The sequence below is a fragment of the Modicisalibacter xianhensis genome, from assembly GCF_900113605.1.
Taxonomy (GTDB): domain Bacteria; phylum Pseudomonadota; class Gammaproteobacteria; order Pseudomonadales; family Halomonadaceae; genus Modicisalibacter; species Modicisalibacter xianhensis.
The window spans coordinates 133,945-158,589 of the sequence record NZ_FOPY01000012.1 but is presented as its reverse complement, the minus strand read 5'-3'; the positions used below and the strand labels follow the sequence as shown (position 1 = coordinate 158,589).

The 24,645-nt window shown below is 64.1% G+C and carries 19 protein-coding genes; 14 read left to right on the top strand and 5 right to left on the bottom strand.

The genetic code is table 11. The annotated features are described in order from the left end of the window. From BM194_RS15015 to BM194_RS14985, 7 genes are all read left to right on the top strand, one after another. Nucleotides 1–780 (top strand): serine hydroxymethyltransferase (locus tag BM194_RS15015; RefSeq protein ID WP_143097599.1); only part of this gene is annotated, 780 nt, incomplete at its 5' end. Nucleotides 781–828: 48 nt separating this feature from the next. Next, nucleotides 829–2,079, top strand: a complete 1,251-nt coding sequence (locus tag BM194_RS15010) for a sarcosine oxidase subunit beta family protein (protein ID WP_092848343.1) — start codon at nt 829–831, stop codon at nt 2,077–2,079. 11 nt (nt 2,080–2,090) lie between these two features. Beyond that, on the top strand, nt 2,091–2,495 hold the full coding sequence (locus BM194_RS15005; protein ID WP_092848341.1) for a sarcosine oxidase subunit delta: 405 nt from the start codon (nt 2,091–2,093) through the stop codon (nt 2,493–2,495). Beyond that, nucleotides 2,492–5,536, top strand: a complete 3,045-nt coding sequence (locus BM194_RS15000) for a sarcosine oxidase subunit alpha family protein (protein ID WP_092848339.1) — start codon at nt 2,492–2,494, stop codon at nt 5,534–5,536. Before BM194_RS15005 ends, BM194_RS15000 begins: the two co-directional genes overlap by 4 nt. Further along, complete coding sequence (locus tag BM194_RS14995) at nt 5,529–6,164, top strand: sarcosine oxidase subunit gamma (protein ID WP_092848336.1); 636 nt, start codon at nt 5,529–5,531, stop codon at nt 6,162–6,164. Before BM194_RS15000 ends, BM194_RS14995 begins: the two co-directional genes overlap by 8 nt. Before the next feature lie 65 nt (nt 6,165–6,229). Continuing rightward, nucleotides 6,230–7,096, top strand: coding sequence for a formyltetrahydrofolate deformylase (gene purU / locus BM194_RS14990; RefSeq protein WP_092848334.1), 867 nt, complete (start codon nt 6,230–6,232; stop codon nt 7,094–7,096). Between the two features lie 132 nt (nt 7,097–7,228). Beyond that, nucleotides 7,229–8,449: an MFS transporter gene (locus BM194_RS14985; RefSeq protein ID WP_092848364.1), complete on the top strand. Its 1,221-nt coding sequence runs from the start codon at nt 7,229–7,231 to the stop codon at nt 8,447–8,449. 38 nt (nt 8,450–8,487) lie between these two features. Here the strand turns inward: BM194_RS14985 and BM194_RS14980 are convergent, their stop codons facing one another. Then, a complete protein-coding gene (locus tag BM194_RS14980) occupies nt 8,488–9,927 on the bottom strand; it encodes an FAD-binding oxidoreductase (protein ID WP_092848331.1) in 1,440 nt (479 codons plus the stop codon). Between the two features lie 314 nt (nt 9,928–10,241). Between BM194_RS14980 and BM194_RS14975 the strand changes: the two genes are divergently transcribed. The 3 genes from BM194_RS14975 to BM194_RS14965 all read left to right on the top strand — a co-directional run bounded on the left by BM194_RS14975 (nt 10,242) and on the right by BM194_RS14965 (nt 12,931). Beyond that, complete coding sequence (locus BM194_RS14975) at nt 10,242–11,261, top strand: AraC family transcriptional regulator (protein ID WP_092848326.1); 1,020 nt, start codon at nt 10,242–10,244, stop codon at nt 11,259–11,261. A gap of 106 nt (nt 11,262–11,367) precedes the next feature. Continuing rightward, nucleotides 11,368–12,327 carry a homocysteine S-methyltransferase family protein gene (locus BM194_RS14970; protein WP_092848321.1) on the top strand — a complete coding sequence of 320 codons (960 nt, stop codon included), beginning with the start codon at nt 11,368–11,370 and terminating at the stop codon, nt 12,325–12,327. A 142-nt stretch (nt 12,328–12,469) separates the two neighbouring features. Then, on the top strand, nt 12,470–12,931 hold the full coding sequence (locus BM194_RS14965) for a DUF4385 domain-containing protein (protein ID WP_092848318.1): 462 nt from the start codon (nt 12,470–12,472) through the stop codon (nt 12,929–12,931). A gap of 13 nt (nt 12,932–12,944) precedes the next feature. Here the strand turns inward: BM194_RS14965 and BM194_RS14960 are convergent, their stop codons facing one another. Next, nucleotides 12,945–14,237, bottom strand: a complete 1,293-nt coding sequence (locus BM194_RS14960; RefSeq protein WP_092848314.1) for a GGDEF domain-containing protein — start codon at nt 14,235–14,237, stop codon at nt 12,945–12,947. A gap of 239 nt (nt 14,238–14,476) precedes the next feature. Here BM194_RS14960 and BM194_RS14955 point away from each other — a divergent pair, with 239 nt between their 5' ends. Further along, nucleotides 14,477–15,217 carry a sulfite exporter TauE/SafE family protein gene (locus BM194_RS14955; protein ID WP_092848362.1) on the top strand — a complete coding sequence of 247 codons (741 nt, stop codon included), beginning with the start codon at nt 14,477–14,479 and terminating at the stop codon, nt 15,215–15,217. A gap of 11 nt (nt 15,218–15,228) precedes the next feature. Here the strand turns inward: BM194_RS14955 and BM194_RS14950 are convergent, their stop codons facing one another. Then, entirely contained in the window at nt 15,229–16,155 is a 927-nt protein-coding gene (locus tag BM194_RS14950; RefSeq protein WP_092848311.1) for an AraC family transcriptional regulator, read from the bottom strand. A 217-nt stretch (nt 16,156–16,372) separates the two neighbouring features. Between BM194_RS14950 and BM194_RS14945 the strand changes: the two genes are divergently transcribed. Next, nucleotides 16,373–17,431, top strand: coding sequence for an NAD(P)-dependent alcohol dehydrogenase (locus tag BM194_RS14945; protein ID WP_092848309.1), 1,059 nt, complete (start codon nt 16,373–16,375; stop codon nt 17,429–17,431). An 82-nt stretch (nt 17,432–17,513) separates the two neighbouring features. On the opposite strand, the gene BM194_RS14940 is transcribed toward BM194_RS14945, so the two are convergent. Continuing rightward, nucleotides 17,514–18,323 (bottom strand): acyl-CoA thioesterase, encoded by an 810-nt coding sequence (locus tag BM194_RS14940; RefSeq protein ID WP_092848306.1) that lies wholly within the window; start codon nt 18,321–18,323, stop codon nt 17,514–17,516. A 93-nt stretch (nt 18,324–18,416) separates the two neighbouring features. Between BM194_RS14940 and tadA the strand changes: the two genes are divergently transcribed. Then, the gene (tadA, locus tag BM194_RS14935) at nt 18,417–18,875 is read left to right on the top strand and encodes a tRNA adenosine(34) deaminase TadA (RefSeq protein WP_092848361.1); all 459 of its coding nucleotides are present in this window, start codon (nt 18,417–18,419) and stop codon (nt 18,873–18,875) included. 14 nt (nt 18,876–18,889) lie between these two features. Here the strand turns inward: tadA and mltF are convergent, their stop codons facing one another. Beyond that, nucleotides 18,890–20,347 carry a membrane-bound lytic murein transglycosylase MltF gene (gene mltF / locus BM194_RS14930; protein ID WP_092848304.1) on the bottom strand — a complete coding sequence of 486 codons (1,458 nt, stop codon included), beginning with the start codon at nt 20,345–20,347 and terminating at the stop codon, nt 18,890–18,892. 166 nt (nt 20,348–20,513) lie between these two features. Between mltF and purL the strand changes: the two genes are divergently transcribed. Beyond that, nucleotides 20,514–24,446: a phosphoribosylformylglycinamidine synthase gene (gene purL / locus BM194_RS14925; protein ID WP_092848301.1), complete on the top strand. Its 3,933-nt coding sequence runs from the start codon at nt 20,514–20,516 to the stop codon at nt 24,444–24,446. The last annotated feature ends 199 nt before the right edge of the window (nt 24,447–24,645 follow it).

Here is a 24,645-nt window from a genome sequence, read left to right as displayed (position 1 = left end):
TCGCGGGTCATCGACTGGCGCCGCTTCCGTGCCATCGCCGACGAGGTCGGGGCCTACCTGATGGTCGACATGGCGCATGTCGCCGGCCTGGTCGCCGCCGGACTCTATCCCAGTCCGCTGCCGCACGCCCACGTGGTGACCACTACCACGCACAAGACGCTGCGCGGCCCGCGCGGCGGCCTGATCCTGTCGGCGAATGCCGATGAGGCGCTGGTCAAGAAACTCAATGGCGCCGTGTTCCCGGGCCAGCAGGGCGGCCCGCTGATGCACGTGATCGCGGCCAAGGCCGTGGCCTTCAAGGAAGCCATGAGCCAGGACTTCGTCAACTACCAGCGCCAGGTGATCGACAATGCCCGCGCCATGGCACAGGTGTTCCTCGAACGCGGCTTCGACGTCGTCTCCGGCGGCACCGACGACCACCTGTTCCTGGTCTCGCTGATCAAACAGGGCGTGACCGGCAAGGACGCCGATGCGGCACTCGGCCGGGCGCACATCACCGTCAACAAGAATGCCGTGCCCAACGACCCGCAGAGCCCGTTTGTCACCTCGGGCCTGCGCATCGGCACGCCGGCTGTCACCTCGCGGGGCTTCACCGTGGCCGATTGCGAACAGCTGGCCGGCTGGATCTGCGACATCCTCGACGTGCTCGCCGAGCAGGGCAATACCTCGGCGGTGGAAGACGAGGTGCGCGACAAGGTGGTCGCGTTGTGCGCGCGCTATCCGGTCTATGGTGACGCACAGCCCAGTGAGCCGGCCCAGAACGCAACCTCCGTGGCCTGAGCCTGACCGTCAGCGGGCGCCAAGGGCGCCCGATCGAGGAGACAAACTATGCAACGCTATTCCGGCTTCGGGTTGGTCAAGCACGCGCTCAGTCACCATGAGAACTGGCAGCGCCAGTGGCGCAACCCCACGCCCAAGAAAGAGTACGACGTGATCATTGTCGGTGGCGGCGGTCACGGCCTGGCCACGGCCTACTACCTGGCCAAGGAACATGGCATCACCAATGTCGCGGTGATCGAGAAAGGCTGGCTGGGCGGTGGCAACACTGCACGTAACACCACGATCGTGCGTTCCAACTATCTGTGGGACGAAGCGGCGGCCCTCTACGAGCACTCCATGAAACTCTGGGAGGGGCTGTCACAGGATCTCAACTACAACGTGATGTTCTCGCAGCGCGGCGTGCTGAACCTCGGCCACACCCTGCAGGACATGCGTGACATCCAGCGCCGCGTGAACGCCAACCGGCTGAACGGCATCGACAGTGAAGTGCTGGACGCCAAGGGCGTGCAGGAACTGGTGCCGATCATGGACTGTTCCAAGAATGCACGCTACCCGGTCATGGGTGCCTCCTGGCAGCCGCGTGCCGGGGTGGCCCGTCACGATGCCGTGGCCTGGGGCTTCGCTCGTGGCGCCGATGCACGCGGCGTCGATATTCTCCAGCAGACCGAGGTCACCGGCTTCAAGATCCTCGACGGCCGCGTGGTCGGTGTGCATACCAACCGTGGCGACATCGGCGCCAAGACCGTGGGCTGCGTGGCGGCTGGCAACTCCGGCGTGCTGGCCAAGATGGCCGGCATCAAGCTGCCGCTGGAATCGCATCCCCTGCAGGCGCTGGTCTCCGAGCCGCTCAAGCCGATTCTCGACACGGTGGTGATGTCCAATCATGTGCACGGTTACATCAGCCAGTCGGACAAGGGCGACCTGGTCATCGGTGCGGGTATCGACGGCTATCTGGGCTACGGCCAGCGGGGCAGCTACTCGACGGTGGAGCACACCCTGCAGGCCATCGTCGAGATGTTCCCGATCTTCTCGCGAGTACGCATGAACCGCCAGTGGGGTGGTATCGTCGATACCTGCCCCGACGCCTGTCCCATCCTCTCGGCCACCTCGGTCAAGGGACTGTTCTTCAATTGCGGTTGGGGGACCGGGGGGTTCAAGGCTACACCGGGCTCGGGCCATGTGTTTGCCGCCAGTCTGGCCAAGGGCGAGATGCATCCCATCGCTGCCCCGTTCTCCATCGATCGTTTCAACACCGGTGCACTCGTCGACGAGCATGGCGCCGCAGGCGTCGCGCACTAGGAGGTGTCGTCATGTTTCATATCTATTGCCCGTACTGCGAAGAGCACCGCGAGGAAGAGGAGTTTCATCCCAAGGGCCAGGCGCATATCCAGCGCCCTGAGGATCCCGAGGCATGCTCCGACGAAGCCTGGGGGGATTATCTGTTCTTCCGCGACAACCCGCGTGGCGTTCACCACGAGCTATGGGTGCATGCCGTCGGCTGCCGCAAGTTCTTCAATATCACCCGTCACACGGTGAGCTACGAAATTCTCGAAACGTACAAGATGGGCGAGCAGCCCACGATCACAGCCCAGAACCTGCCTGGCAAGGACAAGCAGTCCGGTGTGCAGGCGGCTTCAGGCGGCTGGCAGACCGTGGGTGCCCGGCCTGAAAGCGAAGCACTGAACGACGCATCAAATCAGGGGGCACGGGTATGAGCCAGGTCAATCGACTGTCGCAAGGGGGCCGGATCGACCGCTCCCATCAGTTGCACTTCACCTTCAATGGCAAGCCATACGTGGGCTATGCCGGCGACACCCTGGCTTCTGCACTGCTCGCCAATGGCGTCGATATCGTCAATCGCAGCTTCAAGTACTCGCGCCCGCGCGGCATCGTTGCCGCCGGGGCGGAAGAGCCCAACGCGGTGGTCCAGCTGGGTGCTTCCGAGGCGGCCCAAGTGCCCAATGTACGCGCCACCCAACAGGCGCTCTATGAAGGGCTCACGGCGCGCAGCACCAATGGCTGGCCCAACGTACAGCGCGACCTGATGGGCATGGTCGGCAAGCTGGGCGGCACGTTCATGCCGCCGGGCTTCTACTACAAGACCTTCATGGCGCCGGCCTCGCTGTGGATGACCTACGAGAAGTACATCCGCAAGGGTGCCGGCCTGGGCCGCAGTCCCGCTGAGCCCGATCCGGACATCTACGATCACCTCAACCAGCACTGCGATGTGCTGGTCATCGGTGCCGGCCCGGCAGGACTGGCTGCGGCCCGCACCGCGGCACGCAGTGGAGCCCGCGTCATCCTCTGCGACGAGCAGGAGACGATGGGTGGCTCGCTGCTGGGCAGCCGTGAGCGGATCGACGAGGCACCTGCCGCGAAATGGGTCGACCGCGTGCTCGACGAGCTCGGTAGCCGGGACAACGTTACCCTGTTGCCGCGTACCACCGCCAACGGCTACCACGATCACAATTTCGTGACACTGCATGAGCGGCGTACCGAACACCTGGCCGACAGCGCACCCACGTTCGGCAGCCGCCGCCAGGTGCGCTCGCGCCTGCATCGCGTGCGTGCCCGGCAGGTCGTGCTGGCCACCGGTGCCCACGAACGTCCGCTGGTCTACGCCAACAACGACGTGCCGGGCAACCTGCTCGCCGGGGCCGTGTCCACCTATATCCGCCGTTATGGCGTGGTGCCCGGTCGCAAGCTGGTACTGTCCGCGACCAACGATCATGCCTACCGTGCCGCGCTGGACTGGCACGAGGCGGGCCGCGAGGTGGTGGCGATCGTCGATGCGCGCGCCAATCCCAAGGGCGACCTGGTCGCCAAGGCCCAGTCGTTGGGTATCCGCATCATCACCCAGAGTGCCGTGATCGAGGCCAAGGGCGCCGAGCGCGTCAGCGGCGCCAGGGTCGCCAAGATCGATGCCAAGCTGTTCAGTGTCATCGGCAAGGTCGAGGAACTGGCTTGCGATACCCTGGCCAGCTCCGGCGGCTATAGCCCGGTCATTCACCTGGCGTCGCATACCGGGACACGGCCGACATGGCGCGACGATATCCTGGGCTTCGTGCCCGGCGAGGTGAAGGGGCTCACGCCGGCGGGTGGTGCACATGGCATCTATGCCCTCAACGATGTAATCCGCGATGGCGCCGAGGCCGGCGTACGGGCGACGCAGGCTGCGGGTATCGATGCTGACACCGACACGCCGGCACTGCCAAAGGTCGCTGCGCGCCAGGACGGCGAGGCCTGTGCGCTGTACCAGGTGCCGCACGAGAAACAGACCATGCGCGCGCCCAAGCAGTTCGTCGATCTGCAGAACGACGTCACTGCGGCGGGCATCGAACTGGCGACTCGTGAAGGCTTCGAGTCCATCGAGCACGTCAAGCGCTACACTGCCATGGGCTTCGGTACCGATCAGGGCAAGCTGGGCAACATCAACGGCATGGCGATTGCGGCACGCTGTCTGAAGCGCTCGATTCCTGAGGTGGGCACTACCGTATTCCGGCCCAACTATACGCCGGTCACCTTCGGCGCCATCGTCGGGCGTCACTGCCGCGACCTGTTCGATCCCGAGCGCTATACCGCGCTGCACCAGTGGCATGTCGAGCATGGCGCCGAGTTCGAGGACGTGGGGCAGTGGAAGCGTCCCTGGTATTTCCCGCGTACCGTCAACGGCAAGCAGGAAAGCATGCACGAGGCGGTGGCCCGCGAGTGCCTCGCGGTGCGTGAGGGCGTGGGTATCCTCGATGCCTCCACGCTGGGCAAGATCGACATCCAGGGTCCCGATGCCCGCGAATTCCTGGGCCGCGTCTATACCAACAAGTGGGCCAAGCTGGCACCGGGGCGCGTACGCTACGGCCTGATGTGCAAGGACGATGGCATGCTCATGGACGACGGCACGACCAGTTGCCTGGGCGAGAACCACTTCCTGATGACCACCACGACCGGTGGTGCCGCGGGTGTGCTGGAGTGGCTGGAACTCTGGCACCAGACGGAGTGGCCGGAGCTGCAGGTCTACTTCAACTCGGTGACCGACCACTGGGCGACCATGACCGTGACGGGCCCCGATGCGCGCAAGCTGCTGGCCGAGGTCACAGACATCGACCTCGACAAGGAACAGTTCAAGTTCATGGACTGGCGTGAGGGCACGGTCGCCGGCGTGCCGGCGCGCGTCTTCCGCATCTCGTTCACGGGCGAACTGGCCTTCGAGATCAATGTGCAGGCCAATTACGCAATGCACGTGTGGAAGACCCTGTTCGAACACGGCAAGAAGTACGATCTGACGCCCTACGGCACCGAGACCATGCACGTGCTGCGTGCCGAGAAGGGGCTGATCATCGTCGACCAGGACACCGACGGGTCGGTCACGCCCGAGGACCTGGGCATGCAGTGGGCCATCGGCTACGACAAGCCGTTCTCCTGGATCGGCAAGCGTGCCCTGTCACGCCCCGATACCCGGCGCACGGATCGCAAGCAGTTCGTCGGACTGAAACCCAAGGACCCCAAGGTAGTGCTGGAGGAGGGCGCGCAGATCGTCTTCGATCCCAAGCAGAGCATTCCCATGGTCATGGTGGGTCATGTCACTTCCAGCTACTACAGTCCCTCGCTGGGTCATGGCTTCGCCCTGGCCGTGGTGAAGGGCGGGCACGAGCGCATGGGCGATACCGTCTACCTGCCGATGGCCGATGGCATGGTCCACGAGGCCGAGATCGTCAGCCCTGTCTTCGTCGATCCCAAAGGAGAGCGCCAGCATGTCTGATGTCAGAGAGTTCAATACCCGGCCTGCCGGCAGCCCGGGTGCCGAGTCGCCGCTGGCATGGTCCTTCCAGCGCCAGGGCACACCACCCCGTGAGGCCAAGCCGGGCGTGACGCTGCGCGAAAAGGCGTTTCTCGGCCACCTGGTCCTGCGTGGCGGGGCCATCGTCCTGGATGAGGCGGTGCGCGAGACGCTGGGGCTGGCCTTGCCGGCCCGCCCCAATGCGCTGGTTCAGGATGCCAGCGGCGAGCGCTCGATCCAGTGGCTGGCCCCCGACGAATGGCTGGTCATCGTGCCCGGCGGCGAGGAGTTTGCGCTGGAAAGCCAGCTGCGTCAGGCACTGGGTCAGGCACACTTCAGCATCGTCAACGTCAGCGGTGGCCAGACCGTGTTGACGCTGCGCGGCGAGAATGCCCGCGAAGTGCTCATGAAGTCCACGCCCTACGATATCCACCCGCAGGCCTTTCCGGTGGGCAAGGGCGTCTCCACGGTGTTTGCCAAGGCCACGGTCGTGCTGCGCCGGCCAGCCGAGGACACCTGGGAGCTGGTGATACGCAGAAGCTTCGCCGACTACTGTTACCGCTGGCTGTTGGACGCCGCCGCGGAGTATGGTGTCATCGTGGAGCGATGAGCTACGAGGCCGGCCTAGTGCCGGCCTTTCTTATCCCTGACAAGCCAATAACACGTGGGGACACCATGAGCCGAACGGCCGATACCTGGATTCTTGCCGCCCAATGCCCGAGCCGCCTGGGGACCGTGGATGTAGTGACGCGTTTTCTCAAGGAACAGCACTGCTATATCACTGAACTCAATTCGTTCGACGACCGGTTGAGTGGGCGCTTCTTCATTCGCGCCGAGTTTCGTCCCGAGGTGGAAGGCTTCGGTGGCGAGGCATTTCACGACGCCTTCGCGCCGCGTGCCGCCGAGTTCGCCATGGAGTTCGAACTGACCCCGCCCGGCAAGCGCATGGGGACCGTGATTCTCGTCTCCAAGGCCGACCATTGCCTGAACGACTTGCTGTATCGCTACCGCATCGGTCAGTTGCCGCTCGACATCCGCGCGGTCATTTCCAACCACCCGGACCTCGAGTCGCTGGCAGCCTGGCATGGCCTACCGTATTACCATTGCCCGATCACGTCCGAGACCAAGCCGCAGCAGGAAGCGCAGGTCCAGGAGATCATCGAGGAAACCGGGGCAGAATTGGTAGTCCTGGCCCGCTACATGCAGGTACTGTCACCGGCCATGTGCGAGCGGCTGGCAGGACGCGCCATCAATATTCACCACTCGCTGCTGCCCGGATTCAAGGGGGCCAAGCCTTACCACCAGGCCTACGAGAAGGGCGTCAAGCTGGTCGGGGCGACAGCACACTACATCAATAACGACCTCGACGAAGGGCCGATCATCGCGCAGGGCGTCGAACCGGTCGATCACGCCCATTACCCCGAAGATCTGGTGGCCAAGGGGCGGGACATCGAGTGCCTGACCCTGGCGCGGGCGATTGGCTATCATCTGGAGCGGCGCGTGTTCCTGCATGCAGGACGTACGGTGGTGCTGGGCAACTGAGGCTGGGTGCTGGCGAGGGAATGTGGAGAGACTGAGTTTTTCTCACGCATGACGGAGAATTCCTCGCTTGCCGGTTGGCCGGAAAGCACCGAGCATAGCGGATACCCTGCTAACGACACGGAGATGTCCGTCATGGCTTCCGCCCGCCTTTCCGCCGCGACCTGGGGGCTGATTCTCAGCGCCTGCGCAATCCTGATGCTTTCGTTCGGCTTTCGCTCCAGCTTTGGGCTGTTCGTCCAGCCGCTCGATGCGGCCAACGGCTGGGGGCGCGATATCATCGGGCTGGCATTGGCGATCCAGAACCTGGCCTGGGGCGTGATCGCGGTGATCGCCGGCGGGCTGGCCGATCGCTTTGGCAGCGTGCGTGTCATCATCGCCGGTACACTGCTGTACGCGCTGGGCCTGTGGCTCACCGCTGGGGTCAGCGACGTGTGGGTGTTGAACGCGGGGGCCGGCCTGCTGGTGGGGGCCGGGGTGGCGGGCACGGCATTCGGAATCGTGCTGCCGGCCATGGCCCGCGCGGTAGACGAGTCCCGGCGACAATTAGTGTTGGGTATCGGTACGGCAGCGGGCTCGATGGGGCAGTTCCTGCTCGCCCCGGTGGCCCAGAGCCTGATCGACTGGCTGGGTTGGAGCGGGGCTCTCAATGCAATGGCGTTGATGTCGTTGTCCATGGCCCTGCTGGCCATGCCGCTCGCAGCCAGCGACCGGCCCGCCTCCGATGGCCAGATCGTCTCGCCCGAGGCGTTTCGCGACACGCTCAGACTGGCGCGTGGTCATGCCTCGTACTGGCTGCTGACGGCCGGTTTCTTCGTTTGTGGCTTCCACCTGGCATTCATTACCGTGCACATGCCGCCCTTCTTGATGGATGCCGGTTTCGATTCGTCCGTCGCCGCCTGGTCGATCAGCCTGATCGGACTGTTCAACGTGGCCGGCGCCTTCCTGGCTGGCGTCGTCTCCGGCAGGGTATCCAAGCGCCTGGTGCTGATCACGATCTATGGCGGTCGCGCCGTGGCGATTACCCTGTTCATGCTGCTGCCGCTGAGCCTGACCACGGTACTGGTCTTCAGCGCCGTGATGGGATTCCTGTGGTTGGCCACGGTACCACCGACCACCGGCCTGGTGGCGACCATGTTCGGCACCCGCTACATGGCGACGCTGTATGGCGTCGTCTTCCTCAGCCATCAGATCGGCAGCTTTACCGGGGTGTGGCTGGGCGGTTGGCTATATGAAACCACCGGCACCTACGATGTGGTGTGGTGGGCCGGGGTGGCATTGAGCCTGGTGACCATGGCGTTGCACTGGCCAATTCGCGAGACGCCGGTGACCGACATCCGTCCGGCGGCGGCCTAACAGGCTTATAGGGCCTGCCCGTGGGCAGGCCCGTTTGCTCAGGCGCTCTTGGCCAGTGGAGCCGGTTGGATGTTCTGGTTCAGGCGGAACAGGTTTGCCGGGTCGTACTGGTACTTGAGCTGCTGCAGCCGTGGGTAGTTGTGACCATAGATGGTGTCGGTGCGCTGGGCTTCGTCCTCGGTCAGGAAGTTGATGTAGCCGCCACCGGTGGCAAAGGGGGCGGTGGCATCGAAGACCTGGCGTGACCAGCGGCGCACACGTTCATCTTCTGCCGGGTCGCGCCAGCGCCCATGCACGTTCATCACGAAGTTGGCATCGCGTCCCGCATAGGCCGTGTCGGTATTGCCTATCTCGCCAGCGGCACCGCCGAGCTGGGCGACGAAAATCTCGCATTCCGGGCCGGGCAGGGCCTGGGCGGCATCGATGAACTCGTCGATCAGATCGTTGGACACTTGCTGGAAGTTCTGGGTCTTCCAGTAGTTCCTTGCCCCGGGGGCCAGCAGCGGATCGAAGGCGGTCTGAAAGCCGGCATAGGGCTGTGTGCCCAGCATGTGGCCGAGAGGCGTGCCGTAATCGAGCACCTTGGCGGCTTCCCGTTCACCTGCTGCCGGGTCGCCGGCGTACAGCAGGGCGAAGACAACCACCGGCTGGCCGTGAGCCGACTCGGGCAGGAAGGGCAGTGGCGGGGCCTGGCGCAGCACGGTCCACACGCTGAGCTCGCGCGGGGCCTTCTCGGCGTGATCGCGCCAGGCCTGCAGTACTGCTTCGGCCTGGGCCATGGGATAGACGACCAGGCCGGCGTAGACCAGTGGGCCGACCGGATGCAGCTTGAACTCGAAGGAAGTGACGACACCGAAGTTGCCGCCACCACCGCGCAGGGCCCAGAACAGTTCGGGCTCCTGGCTGGTCGAGATCTCGTGAAGCTGTCCGTCGGCGGTAACGACATCGGCCGAGAGCAGATTGTCGATGGTCATGCCGTACTTGCGTGTCAGCCAGCCGAAACCGCCGCCCAGGCACAGGCCGGCCACTCCCGTGGTGGAATTGATACCGAGGGGCACAGCCAGGCCGAAGGCCTGGGTCTCGTGGTCGACATCGCCGAGCAGGGCGCCGGCCTCGACGCGGGCCGTGTGCTCGTGGGCATTCACGCGTACCGAGCGCATGCGTGACAGGTCGATGACCATGCCGCGGTCGGCCACGGCATTGCCGGCGATATGGTGGCCGCCGCCGCGAATGCTGACCCGTATCTGGTGGACGCGGGCAAAATCCACCGCATGGCGTACGTCCTGTGTGCCCAGGCAATGGGCGATCAGCGCCGGGCGACGGTCGACCATGCCGTTCCATACGGCACGTGCCTCGTCGTAGCCCGAGTCAGCCTCGGTGAGGACTCCGCCGCGAATGTGCTGTGCAAAGGCCTCGAGGGTCTCGTGGGATAGGGCGCCCATCGTGCCTTCCAGGGTTTGATAGGTAAGGTGTTGCATGGCTGTCTCCATAGCTCGGCGTCGAGGGCGCGCACCCTCGGCGGCGAAGGGGCCTGAGTGGTATCTCTGCCTGTCCAGTATGTGTCGGCACCACTATCGGCGATTGACTTGGGCTCCATTGCGCTTGCCCGAAAATCCGCGTTTGCGATGGCGAGTCGGACGAGGGTTTCCGATACTGGACAGTGTCTGGAGGGCGTAGCTCGAGGACGTTCCAGACGGGACCGCAAACAGGCAAAGAGACAGGAGTGTCTCTATCGGGACTGGCCGCGAGTGGCGGCGGGGGAGCCGGGCGCTCCGTGCGGAGGATGCCTCCCATGAGCCAGGACACGTTATCCCAGGTGCTTCGCAGCGTCCGCTTGCACGGGGCGGTGTTCTATCACGTCGAAGGGACGGCCCACTGGGTCAGCGAGTCGCCTTCCGCGGGCGATATCGCCAGCCTGATCATGCCTGGGGCCGAACACATGATGGCCTATCATGTGCTGACGCACGGGTCGTGCTGGGCCACGGTGGTCGGCGAGACACCGGTCGCCCTGCAGCAGGGCGACGTGGTGGTCTTCCCGCGGGGTGACCCGCATGTGATGTCCAGCCAGCCCGGCCTGCGAGGGCAGTTGGACATGGCACCTTATGCCTTGCCTCGCCCGGAACAGTTGCCTTTCCTGGCCAGTCGACGCGGCCAAGAGCTCTCCATGACCCGGCTGGACCGGGACGTGGGGCCTGCCTGCACGACCCTGGTATGTGGTTTTTTCGGTTGCGATGCCTCGCCGTTCAACCCGCTCCTGGCCTGCCTGCCGCAGTTGTTGCATGTCAGGGCGCGTCAGGAGGCGGACGACTGGATTGCGCACTTCATCCGCTTTGCGCTGGCGGAGGCGACGTTCAAGCGACCCGGCGGCGAAGCCCTGCTCGAGCGGCTCAGCGAGGCGATGTTCGTCGAGCTTATCCGTCGCTATCTGGAAGAAATGCCCGAGGAGCATTTGAACTGGCTCGCCGGCCTGCGTGATCGGTATGTGGGACGGGCGCTGGCCATGCTGCACGAGCGCCCTGGTGATCCCTGGACCATCGAACGCCTGTCCGACCGTGTCGGGTTGTCGCGGTCGGCCCTGCACGAGCGCTTCATGCGCTTTACCGGCTATGCGCCCATGCACTATCTGACCAAGTGGCGAATGCAGGTGGCTTCCGGGCTGCTTCGTCAGACCGCAGGCCCTGTGGCCGCTATCGCTCTGGAAGTCGGCTATGAATCAGAGGCGGCGTTCAGCCGCGCTTTTCGGCGCGAGACCGGCCTGCCACCGGCTACCTGGCGGCGCGAGCAAGCGGCTCAGGCCGAACAGGTGGTCTAGTGGGCATGAGGGAAATCAATACAATCCCTCTTGTCCGGACGACACGGAGCTTCGGGACTAGACTGAATCCGGTTGCGCAGGGAACAGTAACAACCGGAGACCGGCCATGAACAAGTATCGCAACCACCTGCCGCAACTCGGCGACCGCTTCTTTCTCACCGATGGCGGTATCGAAACCACTCTGATCTATCATGACCACCTGGACCTGCCGTACTTTGCGGCATTCCACCTGCTGCAGACGAGCCAGGGCGAGTCGGCATTACGTCGCTATTTTCAGACCTATGCGGAGATTGCGGCACATTTCCACTGTGGCCTCATCCTCGAGAGCCCGACCTGGCGCGCAAGTGCCGACTGGGCACGCCGGCTCAATTACACGGACGAGGAACTGGCCCGGGCCAATCGCCAGGCCATCGACCTGCTCGAGACCGTACGCGATGCATTCCAGACGCCGCGAACGCCGATCGTGATCAGTGGTTGCCTGGGGCCTCGCGGCGATGGCTACTCGCCCGAGAACCTCATGTCTTCCCGGGAAGCGACGACCTACCACAGTACCCAGATCGATACTTTCGCCACCACGGCGGCAGACATGGTGTGTGCCATCACCATGAACTACGTGGAAGAGGCGATCGGTATCACCCGGGCCGCCGAACAGGCGGATATGCCTGTCGCGATCTCGTTCACCGTCGAAACCGATGGCTGCCTGCCCACTGGCCAGCACCTGCGCGGGGCTATTGAGCAGGTCGACAAGGAAACCGGCGGCTATCCCAGCTACTTCATGATCAATTGCGCCCACCCCAGTCATTTCGAGGCAGTGCTGGGCGATTTTGAAGGCGGGTTGGCACGTATCAAGGGGTTGCGCGCCAATGCCTCGCGCAAGAGCCATGCCGAACTGGATGCCGCGACAGAACTCGACAGCGGCGATCCCCATGAGTTGGCCAGGCAATATGCCGAGCTAGTCCAGCGCCATCCTCAACTCAACGTGCTGGGCGGTTGTTGTGGCACCGATCACCGCCATATCGAGAAAATTGCCAAGGCATGCCTTCCCACGCAGCGCCTGGCGTCCTGATCACACCTTGCTGCCCGGTGCCCGGCCGGGCAGCGTCTCGTCCAGGGGCGACAGGCCAAACCTTTCTGATCGAAACAGGAGCAAGGATGCGCTCACGTTGCACTAGGCTGTGATGGTTAAATGCGGTGTTGAAGGGACCAGGATGGCAGACAAGCAGGCACTGCACGATCCGACACTGGACTATCGACTCCACCCTGAGCGCTACCGGATCGGACGGGGCGAGCAGGGTGTGCTGATGGTCGAGCCATACAAGAGCGAATTGCTGCCGCACTGGCGTTTCAAGACACCTGCCATGGCACGCGACGCCGTCGAGGCATTACTGGCAAAGTACGAGGCCTACACGGCAGAGGACGATTTTGTCGGCATGGACATGGCACGCAAGTTCCTGCAGATGGGCTATACCCGTTCTCGTCGCTATGCCCGGCACGCCTCGGGGCGCAAGTATGCCCAGACTACGCGAGATGAGCTCCCTACCCAGGAGGATCCGGAAAAGGCCGAGTCGGCGCGTATCTTCCACGCTGCCTGGCAGCAGGTGCGCAGCGACCCGGCCTATCAGGATGCCAAGCGGCGCCATCAGGCACGCCAGGCCAGGCGCGGGCGATAGCCGTGGGGACGAGTCACTCGCTGACGCAGTTGCGTCCGGCGGCTTTTGCCCGGTACAGCGCGGTGTCCGCCGCTGAAAGAATGGTCAGCACGTCATTATCCATGGCGCCTTCAGAGACGCCGGCACTCAGGGTGATGACCGGCCGGATGGGCGATGCCTCATGGGGAATGGCGGCGGCTGCCACTGCCTCGCGCAGGCGTTCGGCGATCAGCAGGGCGGTGCGCTGACCGGCGTCGGGCAGTACCACGATGAACTCTTCGCCACCGATACGGGCCACCAGATCACCGGTACGGTACAGCGAAGCCTGCAGGATTTGGGCGACCTGGGTCAGGCAGCGGTCGCCGGCCGGGTGCCCGTAATGGTCGTTGTAGCGCTTGAAATGGTCGATATCGAACAGGATGAAGGCGATGCGTTCGAAACCTCGGTTATCGGTCAGGTTCTTGAGGTAGCGATTCAACTCGCGGCGATTGGCGATGCCGGTGAGCGGATCGGCGTAGGAGAGCCGGGTGAGTTCGGCATTGCTGACCGACAATTCCGCGCGGCGTACCCGCTCGCGCAGGCCAAGCAGGTAACCCCGGCGCTGGTCACGCTCCAGTATGTAGTTGGCAAAGAGCGTGAACACGGCACAGGACGACATCATGACGACGTTGATGATCACCGCCTCGTCGGTCAGCGTGGCGGGGCCTGGACGAAGCAGGGCATATAGCACGATGATCGTGAGCGATGTCGCGACAGCGAACCAGAACCGCAAGCGAACCACGACATTGCCGAACAGAATCACCAGTACCAGCCCCGGATGATAGAAGGGCGACTGTGGCGCTTCGGTAAGCGCCAGCAGATAACACAAACTGATGGCCGAGAGCAGGACAATACCGGCTTCGAGACTCTCCCTGGCCAGGGGGGGCAGGCCCCGCCACATGACGGCCATCGACAGCAACGCCAACGGGGTAATGAGGCCCGAACGCACCATGACGGCGGTCATGACGATGTCCGGGATCATGAGCACATCGGTAAACAGGAACAGGTTGTAGATCACGATGGCGATGACGCTACCGACCAGCAGGTGGCGCGCGCGGCTCTTGCCGGTTTCCTGTTCGAACAGCGATTCCAGGGCCGGCGTGAAACGCAGCCAGTGCAGGTCACGCTTGAGGTTCAGCTCGATGTCGGGGCCGATCTGTGCCAAGGCCTGGTCGGCTTGCTCCTGAGGTGTGCTGGCTTTGGCCGCCGCTGCATGAGGTGGCGCCTCAGGGGGAGTGGCCGTTGCATCCTGGACGGGGGGCGGGCGCTGGCCCTGAAGCGTGGGCATGAACGGGAACCTGTGCAATAACGGCGATGCCCATGAGCGCGGCGGCACGCGAAAAACGACTGTCCAATGGGCGGTGACAGGGGTAGGTTACCGGCTTTTGCAGTTGAGAGGCAGGCATGCATTTTTAAACGATTGTTACGTTTTACCGGGACCTCTGGCGGAGCGAGAGTACGAGGGTCGTGCTGACCGGTCTTAATGATAAGATGCTAACTTTCATTCCGCCTGGCGAGCAGCCTGTCGTGTCAATTCCTCTGTCCATTGCCTTCTTTGTCGTCGTCTTCTTCACCGCAGCCCTGTCGGGCGTATTCGGCATGGCCGGCGGACTGATCCTGCTGTGGTTCCTGTTACTGGTGTTGCCAGCCACCTCGGCCATTGTCGTGCATGGCGTGATCCAGTTGTGTTCCAACGCCTCCAGGGCCTGGTTCTCTCGACGCTACATCGATTGGCGCATTGTCTCGATCATCGCTTCGGGTGGGGCCGTGGCGGCACTGGCGCTGGCGCTGGTCAACTATTCGCCGAACACGACCATCGTCTCGCTGCTGATCGGGCTGATGCCGATCCTGGTATGGATACCCAAGCGCTGGTTCCACTTCGATGCCTCGCGCCCGGGGCACGCTTTCGGCTGTGGCCTGATTGCAGGCGGGCTGACCATTGCCGCCGGCGTGTCAGGGCCGACCATCGATATCTTCTTTATCCGCACGCATATGGATCGCCGTCAGATCGTGGCCACCAAGGCAGCGATCCAGGTTATCTCGCATGCCATCAAGATCATCTTCTATGTGACTGCCACCCTGGCGCTGACGGCTTCCCAGTGGGGCGTCGTGCTGCTGGCGATACCGCTTGCCATCCTCGGGACCCGCTCGGGCAATGCCATCCTTCGCCGGCTGACCGATGCCAATTTCCGCTACTGGACGCGTTGGATCGTCACCGTGATCGGCGGCTTCTATTTCCTGCAGGGGCTGTGGCTCCTGCTGGCCTGAACGGGCTGGGCCTAGCCGGCCCGTTCGGCGGCCGGGCTATTGCCGAAGTAGCGCTTGTAGTCACGGCTGAACTGCGACGGGCTCTGGTAGCCCACCGCGGCAGCGGTGCGATTGACGTTATGAAGACGTTGACCCAGCAGCAGGCGGGCCTTGAGCAGGCGCAGGCGCTTCAGGTACTGCATGGGCGCGAGCTGGGTGGTGCGCTTGAAATGATGGTGAAAGTGCGACGGGCTCATGTTGACCTCATCAGCCAACCGTTCCACGGAAATCGGCTCGGCATAATGCCGATGCAGGTAGGCGAGGGCCTCGGCAATACGTGAATATTTGCCGGCTTCCTGCAGCAATTGCCACAGCGAGTCGCCCTGCGGCCCGCGCAGGGCCTCGAACAATACTTCACGCACCCGCCCCGGGCCTAACGCTTCGCAGCATAGTGGATCATGGAGACACTCCAGCAGGCGCAACACGGCATCACCCATCGAGGCATTCATGGGCACGGCCGCCATGGGCAGTGGCGACCTGGCCGGTGGCGTCATGCGCCGCGCCTGCATGGGGCGGACCAGCTCATCGAGCACGAGCCGGTCGATGCCGATCGACACGCCCAGCAGCGGCTGGTCGGGCGACACGAGTGTCTCGCATTCGAAGGGCAGCGGCAGGGCCTGGATCAGATAGTTGCCGGCACCGTAGTGAATGACGCGGTCTTCGAGATAGCCGGTCTTTCGGCCTTGGGCAATCACGATCAGGCTGGGCTCGTAGATCAACGGCGTGCGCGGATGACCACACTGCGAGGCCACTATCTGTACCCCGGGTAGGGCAGTGGAAATGAAACCCTCGCCGTTGACCAGGGGCGCGATCAATGCCGCCATGCGCTGGCCCAGGTTATCTGCTACCTGGGGCGTATCACGGGTAGTATTGCCGGTCGGTGCAAGCCATGTATCCATGAGCAGGCCTCTTGCAATGAGCCGTGTCCGATCGGACGATTGTGCATGAATTTTGCCGGCTTGAGCGCCCGGCATCAGGAAATTGCAGAGAATCGTGCAGCAATAGCACAGAATCCGGCATGGCTGGAAACGTCGATGGCGGCCACACTGCATGGCGTTATTCGCCGATGCCACTTCCACGTAGGCATCCATGCACTGGAGTTACAAGGAGTTCTGCATGTCAGAAGCTAAAGGTTACGCCGCCCACGATGCCAAGTCGCCCCTGACACCCTGGTCGTTCGAACGCCGCGAACTGCGTGCCGACGACGTCGCCATCGACATCCTCTACTGCGGTGTCTGTCACAGTGACCTGCACTTCGCCAAGGACGACTGGGGCATGGCGGCCTACCCCGTCGTGCCCGGCCACGAGATCGTCGGTCGCGTCACGGGCGTGGGCGCTGAGGTGACGAACTACAAGGAAGGCGACCTCGTCGGCGTGGGCTGCATGGTCGATTCCTGCCGCCATTGCCAGGCGTGCAACGATGGCCTGGAGCAGTACTGTGCCGAAGGCTTCACCATGACCTACGGCAGCGAGGACCGTCATGACGGCACCCTGACCCAGGGCGGCTATTCCGACAAGGTGGTGGTGAGCGAGCGTTTCGTGCTGCGCATGCCCGAAGGCATCGACCTCAAGTCCGCCGCGCCGCTGCTGTGTGCCGGCATCACCACCTACTCGCCGCTCAAGCACTACGGCGTCAAGCCGGGCGACAAGGTCGGCGTGATCGGCATGGGCGGCCTGGGGCACATGGGCGTCAAGCTGGCCAAGGCCTTCGGTGCCGAGGTCACGCTGTTCACCCGTTCGCAGAGCAAGGTCGACGAGGCCAAGAGCAACGGTGCCGACCATGTCGTGGTATCCACCGACGACGAGCAGATGGCGGCGGTCGCCGAGACCTTCGACTTCATGCTCGATACCGTGCCCAACGAGCATGACCTGAATCCGTACCTGCAAGCGCTGAAGTACGACGGTACGCATATCCTGGTCGGGCAGATGCAGCCGCTGGAACCGGCGGTCATGGGGGCCAACCTGATTTTTCGTCGCCGTGTGCTGGCCGGTTCGCTGATCGGTGGTATTCCCGAGACCCAGGAAGTGCTCGATTTCTGCGCCGAGAAAGGCATTACCTGCGATGTCGAGATGATCGATATCCAGGACATCAACACGGCCTGGGAGCGGATGCAGAAGGGCGACGTGCGCTATCGCTTCGTGATCGACATGGCATCAATGAAAAACGCCGCCTGATCAACTTCGCTGCCTGAAAGGCAACGCCGCCGTCCCAACGGGACGGCGGCGTTTTTCGTTGCATGACAAGTCCAGCGAACGCTCACTCCCGCATGCGAATCAAGCCTTCCTGTGCACTCGACGCCACCAGATAGCCCTGGGTGTCGTAGAGGCTGCCGCGCGAGAAGCCGCGGGCGCCGCCGGCCCAGGGGCTATCCATGTCGTAGAGCAGCCACTCGTTGATCTTCACGTCGCGGTGGAACCACAGCGAATGATCGAGGCTGGCGATCTGCAGCCGGGGATCGCCGAAGCGCGTGCCGTGGGGCACCAGGCTGGTAGTCAGCAGGTTGAAGTCGGAGCTGTAGGCGAGCAGGTAGCGATGCAGGGCCGGCTCGTCGGGCAGTTCCCCGGCAAGGCGGAACCACAGCCGCTTGCGTGGCGGAATGTTCTCGTCATCGGGCAGATGCAGGAACTCCACCGGGTGGCCATCGAAGCGGTGCACCTTGGCTTCGCCGTTGTCGATCAACTCGTCGGGTAGCGGTACGTCGGGCATGCTGCGCTGATGGTGGTAGCCGGGCTCCTCGCCATGGAAAGAGGCGCTGCAGAAGAAGATCGTCTTGCCGTGCTGGATGGCACTGATGCGTCGGGTGGTAAAGCTGCCACCGTCACGCACGCGGTCGACCTGATAGACTACCGGGTGCTTGGCGTCGCCCGGGCGCAAAAAATAGCCGTGCAGCGAATGCACACGGCGCGTGGGATCGACCGTCTGGCTGGCTGCCGAGAGCGCCTGACCCAGCACCTGACCGCCGTAGAGCTGGGGAAAGCCGAGATCCTGGCTGTGGCCGCGAAACAGGTTTTCCTCAAGCATCTCCATGCCCAGCAGGGAAACCAGCCTATTGAGTGGGGTGGTCATGGCGAACGTTCCTCAGCGACTGTCATGACCGGCATTGCCTTGCCGGATTCATACGATTGTTTCATTGTCTGCAGCATACCGGAGAATATGGCGATGCGCAGTGACGAATTCTACATGCATCGTGCGCTCGATCAGGCCCGGCTGGCGCTCGAGGCCGGCGAGGTGCCGGTGGGCGCGGTGGTGGTGGATACCGCCGGCGAGATCGTGGGGGCCGGTTACAATGCACCGGTGTCGTCCCATGATCCGTGTGCGCACGCCGAGGTACGTGCCCTGCGCGACGCGGCGGCACGCCTGGGCAACTATCGTCTCGACGGCTGCACGCTGTTCGTCACGCTCGAACCCTGCATGATGTGCAGCGGCGCCATCGTGCATGCCCGCCTGGCCCGTGTGGTCTATGCCGCGGCCGAACCCAAGACCGGCATGGTCGAGTCGCGTGCCAACCTCATTGCGCAGCCGTGGCACAATCATCAGGTGTGCGTCGAAGGTGGCCTGCTGGCCGCGCGCTCGAAAAAGCTGCTACAGGCGTTCTTCGCCGTACGCCGCAAGGCCTGACGGCTCACGGCGCGTCACAAGACCGGCGGCACGATGTCGAACAGCGGCGCGTCCTCGCCTTCGCCCGGCGCGCGTTGGTTGAGCTGGAAGAACTGCTGCTGGCTGCGATCGACGTAGTTGAGCACTTCGTAATAGCGCCGAATGTTGCGCACGTAGATGACCGGCTCGCCACCCCGCGCATAGCCGTGGCGCACCTTCTCGTACCACTCGCGCTTCTGCAGCAGGGGCAGGGCTTCGCGCACATCATTCCAATCGTAAGGATCGCCGCCACGCATTTCGGCGATCTTCTGGGCATCGTAGAGGTGCCCCAGCCCGACATTGTAGGCGGCCAGCGCCATCCAGGTGCGGTCCGGTTCCTTGATCTCTTCCTGCAGGCGTTCCTTGACGCTGAGCAGGTAGCGAGCCCCGCCGTCGATGCTCTGCTCGGGATCGAGTCGGTTATCGACGCCGACCTGCTCGGCGGTGGGCAGGGTCAGCATCATCAGGCCACGCACACCGGTCGGCGACGTGGCGTCGGGTTCCCAATGCGACTCCTGGTAGCCGAGTGCGGCCAGCAGTTTCCAGTCGAAGCCGGTCCGACGCGCCGCTTCCTTGAACAGCGCCTCGTACTCTGGCAGGCGCTGATGGACATGGCGGATGAACAGGCGCGCTCCCACGTATTCCAGATAATCGTCGTGGCCGAAGTAGCGTTCGACCAGGGTGTCGAGCAGGCCCTGCTCGCGCAGGTCGTCGATGAAGCGGTTGACCTCGCGCAGCAGGCCCAGGCCGCCACTGGCGGGGACGGCCCAGGCCAGGCTCAGTGGCTTGCCGAGCGTGAATCCGTCCTCCACGCCGGGAAAGAACAGTCGGTTGAGCTTGAACTGATGGGCATAGATGACTGCCGCATCGAGTTCGCCGGCCTCGATCATGTGCAGCAGGTCGGCGACTTCGAGGTCGGCGGACTCCTTCCAGCTCAATTCTGGATAGCGCTTCTGCAGTTCACGCAGGGCCAGGCTGGCCCCCGAGTCGGCAATCGCCGCGATGGATAGGCCAAGCAGCTCCTTGGGGGTGTCCACGGGGGGCATGCCACGCCGGAACACCACCAAGGGTTGCAGCTCGAGGATCGGGCGGCTGAAATGCACGCCGCGGCGTGTCGCGTCCAGCGGCAGGGCGGCCGAACCCAGGTCGACGCTGCCCTGGCGTACGGCACGCAGCACATCACTGATCGTGCCGGTGGTTTCCAGCGACAGGCTGACCCCCAGGTGCTCGGCGAAGCGCCGGGCCAGTTCGTACTCGAACCCGGTCGGCCCCTGTCGGCCCTGGTAATAGGTCGTGGGTGTGTTGCGCGTCAGCACCTGAATGAAGTCCCGGGCGCGAATATCCTCGAGCAGGGGGCTTTCGGGTGGTGAGGAGAGGTGGGGAACCAGCAGCAGCACGAGGGCCGTTGCCAGTTGAGCCCACCGGCGCGGAGTGCGGGCAAGCGCCTTGAGCATGCGTTGCAGTCGGTAACAATAGACATCTCACCATACCGGCGTGTCGCCGGGCTGTCACCTGACGACGTTCCACGATTTCTCGCCGGAGCGGCTTTCCAGTATCATAGGCGCTCATTGCCGCCGCTCGCGGCCCCCCATTCGGCTTTCTTCAGAGGCTTCTTCCGAAATGCTCGAACTGCGAGGAGCGCCCGCCCTTTCCGATTTTCGTCATGCCAAGCTGTTGGCTTCGCTGCGTGCCCAGGTGCCCGAGGTGGAGTCCCTGCATGCCGATTATGTCCACTTCGTCGATATCGATGGCGAACTGGATGCCGACGCCCGCACCGTGCTCGAGAGTCTGCTGACCTACGGCAGGCGCTTTGATGCCGACGAGCCCCGCGAGGGCCATCTGTTCCTGATCGTGCCGCGTCTGGGCACGCTGTCGCCGTGGTCGTCCAAGGCCACCGATATCGCCCGTAACTGCGGCCTGTCGCAGGTGCGCCGCATCGAGCGTGGCGTGGCGTATCGCGTCAAGTTGGGCAGCGTGCTCAGCGAGGAGGCGTTCGAGGCCATCGTCGCCACGCTGCATGACCGCATGACCGAGTCCGTGCTGGCCAATGCCTCGGATGCGGTCAAACTGTTCGCCCATCACGACCCCGCACCGCTGGGCCAGGTGGATATCCTCGCTGGCGGACGTCCTGCGCTGGAGACGGCCAATGGCGAACTGGGCCTGGCCCTGGCCGAGGACGAGATCGATTACCTGATGCAGTCCTTCCAGGACCTGGGACGCAATCCCAGCGACGTCGAGCTGATGATGTTTGCCCAGGCCAACTCCGAGCATTGTCGCCACAAGATCTTCAATGCCGAGTGGACCATCGACGGCGAGGTGCAGGAGCACTCGCTGTTCAAGATGATCAAGAACACTTACCAGCACTCGCCGGGCGACATTCTCTCGGCGTACAGTGACAACGCCGCGGTCATCAAGGGGGCCGAGGCGGGGCGCTTCTTCGCCACGCCGCTGACCGGCCAGGCGGACGAGACGGCGAGCTATCGCAGCGAGCACGAGCCGATCCACATCCTGATGAAGGTGGAAACCCACAACCACCCGACGGCCATCGCGCCGTTCCCGGGCGCGGCGACCGGTTCCGGCGGCGAGATCCGCGACGAGGGCGCGACCGGGATCGGCGGCAAGCCCAAGGCTGGCCTGGCGGGCTTCGCAGTTTCCAACCTGCGTATTCCCGAGTTCGTTCAGCCGTGGGAAGCCTTCGATTACGGCAAGCCCGAGCGCATCAAGAGTGCGCTGGACATCATGCTCGAGGCGCCCATCGGTGGTGCAGCATTCAATAACGAGTTCGGCCGTCCCAACCTGACCGGCTACTTCCGCACCTACGAGCAGGATGCGGTGGGCGCCGAGGGCATCGAGCGGCGCGGCTACCACAAGCCGGTGATGGTCGCCGGCGGCTACGGCAACATTCGCCCGGGGCACGTCGAGAAGGGCGATATTCCGGTCGGCGCCAAGCTGATCGTGATGGGTGGCCCGGCGATGCTCATCGGCCTCGGTGGTGGGGCGGCTTCATCCATGGCCTCCGGCAGTTCCAGCGAGGATCTCGATTTCGCCTCCGTGCAGCGCGAGAATCCCGAGATCGAGCGTCGCGCGCAGGAAGTCATCGATCGCTGCTGGGCACTGGGCGAGAGCAACCCGATCCGCTTCATTCATGACGTGGGGGCCGGCGGGCTGTCCAATGCTCTGCCGGAGCTGGTCAAGGACGGCGGTCGCGGCGGGCGTTTCGAGCTGCGCGCCGTGCCCAATGCCGAGCCGGGCATGAGTCCACTGGAAATCTGGTGCAATGAGGCCCAGGAACGCTACGTGCTGGCGGTCGCCCCCGAGGAACTCGAGACCTTCGATGCGCTGTGCGAGCGCGAGCGCTGCCCCTATGCGGTAGTTGGCGAGGCTGTCGAGGAGCATCATCTCAGCGTGCATGACGGGCACTTCGAGAGCCTGCCCATCGACCTGCCGATGAGCGTGCTATTCGGCAAGCCGCCCAAGATGCAGCGCGAGTTCCAACGCCAGACCCTCGAGATGCCGAGTGCGGATTTCGACAATCTGGACCTGCGTGAGGCGCTGGATCGGGTGCTGCGCCTGCCGGCGGTGGCTTCCAAGAGCTTCCTGATCACTATCGGCGACCGCTCGATCACCGGCATGGTCGCCCGTGACCAGATGGTCGGTCCGTGGCAGGTTCCGGTAGCCGACGTGGCGGTGACAACCGCCAGTTACGATACCCACGCCGGCGAAGCCATGGCGATGGGCGAGCGTCCGCCGGTGGCGCTGATCGACCCGGCCGCCAGCGCCCGCCTGGCCGTTGCCGAGGCACTCACCAACCTGGCCGCGGCGCCGATCGCCAAGATCGAGGACGTCAAGCTTTCGGCCAACTGGATGAGCGCCGCCGACCATCCCGGCGAGAACCAGTCACTGTTTGATGCCGTGCATGCCGTGGGCATGGAAATCTGCCCGCAGTTGGGTATTGCCATCCCGGTGGGCAAGGACTCGATGTCGATGCGCACCGCCTGGCAGGACGGCGAGGGCGACGCCGCCGAGCAAAAGGCGATCACCGCGCCGCTAACGCTCAATGTCACCGGCTTCGCTCCGGTGACCGATGCCCTGAAGACATTGACCCCGCAACTGCGCCTGGATCAGGACGAGAGCGATCTGATCCTTATCGACCTGGGCGGCGGCAGGAACCGCCTGGGCGGCTCGGCGCTGGCCCAGGTCTACGGCCAGGTGGGCGATGAGTGCCCGGACCTCGACGATGCCGAGGACCTCAAGGCGTTCTTCACCGTGATCCAAGGGCTGAATGCCGACGGCAAGCTGCTCGCCTATCACGACCGCAGCGACGGTGGCCTGATCGTGACCCTGCTCGAGATGGCTTTTGCCGGTCGCGGCGGCCTGGAGATCAAGCTCGACTGGCTGATCGATGATGGCTATGCCGCCCCGAGTGCGCTGTTTGCCGAGGAGCTGGGTGCGGTGATCCAGGTCAACCGCAAGGACACCGAGTTCGTGCTGGCGCAGTTCGCCGCAGCGGGCATCGATACCTGTGGCGTCATTGCACGTCCGCGCTATGATGACCAGGTCCGCGTGACGCTGTTCGAAGAGCCGCTGCTCGAAACCACACGCGCGCTGACCCAGCGCACCTGGGCCGAGACCAGTTACCGCCTGCAGGCACTGCGCGATAATCCCGACTGCGCCAAGTCCGAGTTCGACGACCTGCTCGACCTGCGCGACCCGGGGCTGTGCGCCGAGCCGACCTTCGATGTCGACGAGGATATCACCGCGCCGTTCGTCAACACTGCGCGGCCGCGCATGGCGATCCTGCGCGAGCAGGGTGTCAACGGCCAGCTCGAAATGGCGGCCAGCTTCGACAAGGCCGGTTTCGAGTCCGTTGACGTGCACATGAGCGACATTCTGGCCGGCCGCGTCACCCTCGACGAGTTCAAGGGGCTGGTCGCCTGTGGCGGCTTCTCCTACGGCGACGTGCTCGGTGCCGGTGGCGGCTGGGCCAAGTCAGTGCTGTTCAACGCCCGCGCCCGCGAACAGTTCGCGGCGTTCTTCCAGCGTGACGACAGCTTTGCGCTGGGTGTGTGCAACGGCTGCCAGATGCTCTCGCAACTCAGGGAACTGATTCCCGGCACCGACAACTGGCCGCGTTTCGTGCGCAACGAGTCCGAGCAGTTCGAGGCGCGCGTGTCGATGGTCCAGATCGAGAAGAGCCCGTCGGTGTTGCTGGCCGGCATGGAAGGTTCGCGCCTGCCCATCGCCGTGGCGCATGGCGAGGGCCGTGCCGAGTTCCGCGACAGCGCGCATTTGCGCAGCATGCAGGGCAGTGGCCAGATCGCCGTGCGCTACGTCGACAACTACGGGCAGGTAACCACGCGCTACCCGGCCAACCCCAACGGCTCGCCAGCGGGTATCACCGGCCTGACCAACGACGATGGCCGCGTCACTATCTTGATGCCGCACCCTGAGCGTGTCGCCCGTGCCGTGACCAATTCCTGGCGCCCCCAGGAGTGGACGCAGGATGGCGCGTGGATGCGCTTGTTCCGCAATGGGCGGGTGTGGGTGGGCTAAGCGTCTCGACGTCGAATGGGCAAGCCGGGGGCAGGGCGCCGCAAGGGCGCTGTAAACCCATCCATGGGCGCTACATTTGCCATCCATGGCAAATGACCCTTGCTTTGCCCTGCCCCCGGCTTTCGGCTGCATGACGCTCTGCTGAGAGGCTCAAACGAAACCGCGACCCTTGGCTGGGCCGCGGTTTTTTTCATGGGCA

What these genes read in the sequence shown, in the direction of transcription:
- BM194_RS15010 (WP_092848343.1), top strand. Translation starts at nt 829, where the DNA reads ATGCAACGCTATTCCGGCTTCGGGTTGGTCAAGCACGCGCTCAGTCAC.
- BM194_RS15005 (WP_092848341.1), top strand. Translation starts at nt 2,091, where the DNA reads ATGTTTCATATCTATTGCCCGTACTGCGAAGAGCACCGCGAGGAAGAG.
- BM194_RS15000 (WP_092848339.1), top strand. Translation starts at nt 2,492, where the DNA reads ATGAGCCAGGTCAATCGACTGTCGCAAGGGGGCCGGATCGACCGCTCC.
- BM194_RS14995 (WP_092848336.1), top strand. Translation starts at nt 5,529, where the DNA reads ATGTCTGATGTCAGAGAGTTCAATACCCGGCCTGCCGGCAGCCCGGGT.
- purU (WP_092848334.1), top strand. Translation starts at nt 6,230, where the DNA reads ATGAGCCGAACGGCCGATACCTGGATTCTTGCCGCCCAATGCCCGAGC.
- BM194_RS14985 (WP_092848364.1), top strand. Translation starts at nt 7,229, where the DNA reads ATGGCTTCCGCCCGCCTTTCCGCCGCGACCTGGGGGCTGATTCTCAGC.
- BM194_RS14980 (WP_092848331.1), bottom strand. Translation starts at nt 9,927, where the DNA reads ATGCAACACCTTACCTATCAAACCCTGGAAGGCACGATGGGCGCCCTA.
- BM194_RS14975 (WP_092848326.1), top strand. Translation starts at nt 10,242, where the DNA reads ATGAGCCAGGACACGTTATCCCAGGTGCTTCGCAGCGTCCGCTTGCAC.
- BM194_RS14970 (WP_092848321.1), top strand. Translation starts at nt 11,368, where the DNA reads ATGAACAAGTATCGCAACCACCTGCCGCAACTCGGCGACCGCTTCTTT.
- BM194_RS14965 (WP_092848318.1), top strand. Translation starts at nt 12,470, where the DNA reads ATGGCAGACAAGCAGGCACTGCACGATCCGACACTGGACTATCGACTC.
- BM194_RS14960 (WP_092848314.1), bottom strand. Translation starts at nt 14,237, where the DNA reads ATGCCCACGCTTCAGGGCCAGCGCCCGCCCCCCGTCCAGGATGCAACG.
- BM194_RS14950 (WP_092848311.1), bottom strand. Translation starts at nt 16,155, where the DNA reads ATGGATACATGGCTTGCACCGACCGGCAATACTACCCGTGATACGCCC.
- BM194_RS14945 (WP_092848309.1), top strand. Translation starts at nt 16,373, where the DNA reads ATGTCAGAAGCTAAAGGTTACGCCGCCCACGATGCCAAGTCGCCCCTG.
- BM194_RS14940 (WP_092848306.1), bottom strand. Translation starts at nt 18,323, where the DNA reads ATGACCACCCCACTCAATAGGCTGGTTTCCCTGCTGGGCATGGAGATG.
- tadA (WP_092848361.1), top strand. Translation starts at nt 18,417, where the DNA reads ATGCGCAGTGACGAATTCTACATGCATCGTGCGCTCGATCAGGCCCGG.
- mltF (WP_092848304.1), bottom strand. Translation starts at nt 20,347, where the DNA reads ATGCTCAAGGCGCTTGCCCGCACTCCGCGCCGGTGGGCTCAACTGGCA.
- purL (WP_092848301.1), top strand. Translation starts at nt 20,514, where the DNA reads ATGCTCGAACTGCGAGGAGCGCCCGCCCTTTCCGATTTTCGTCATGCC.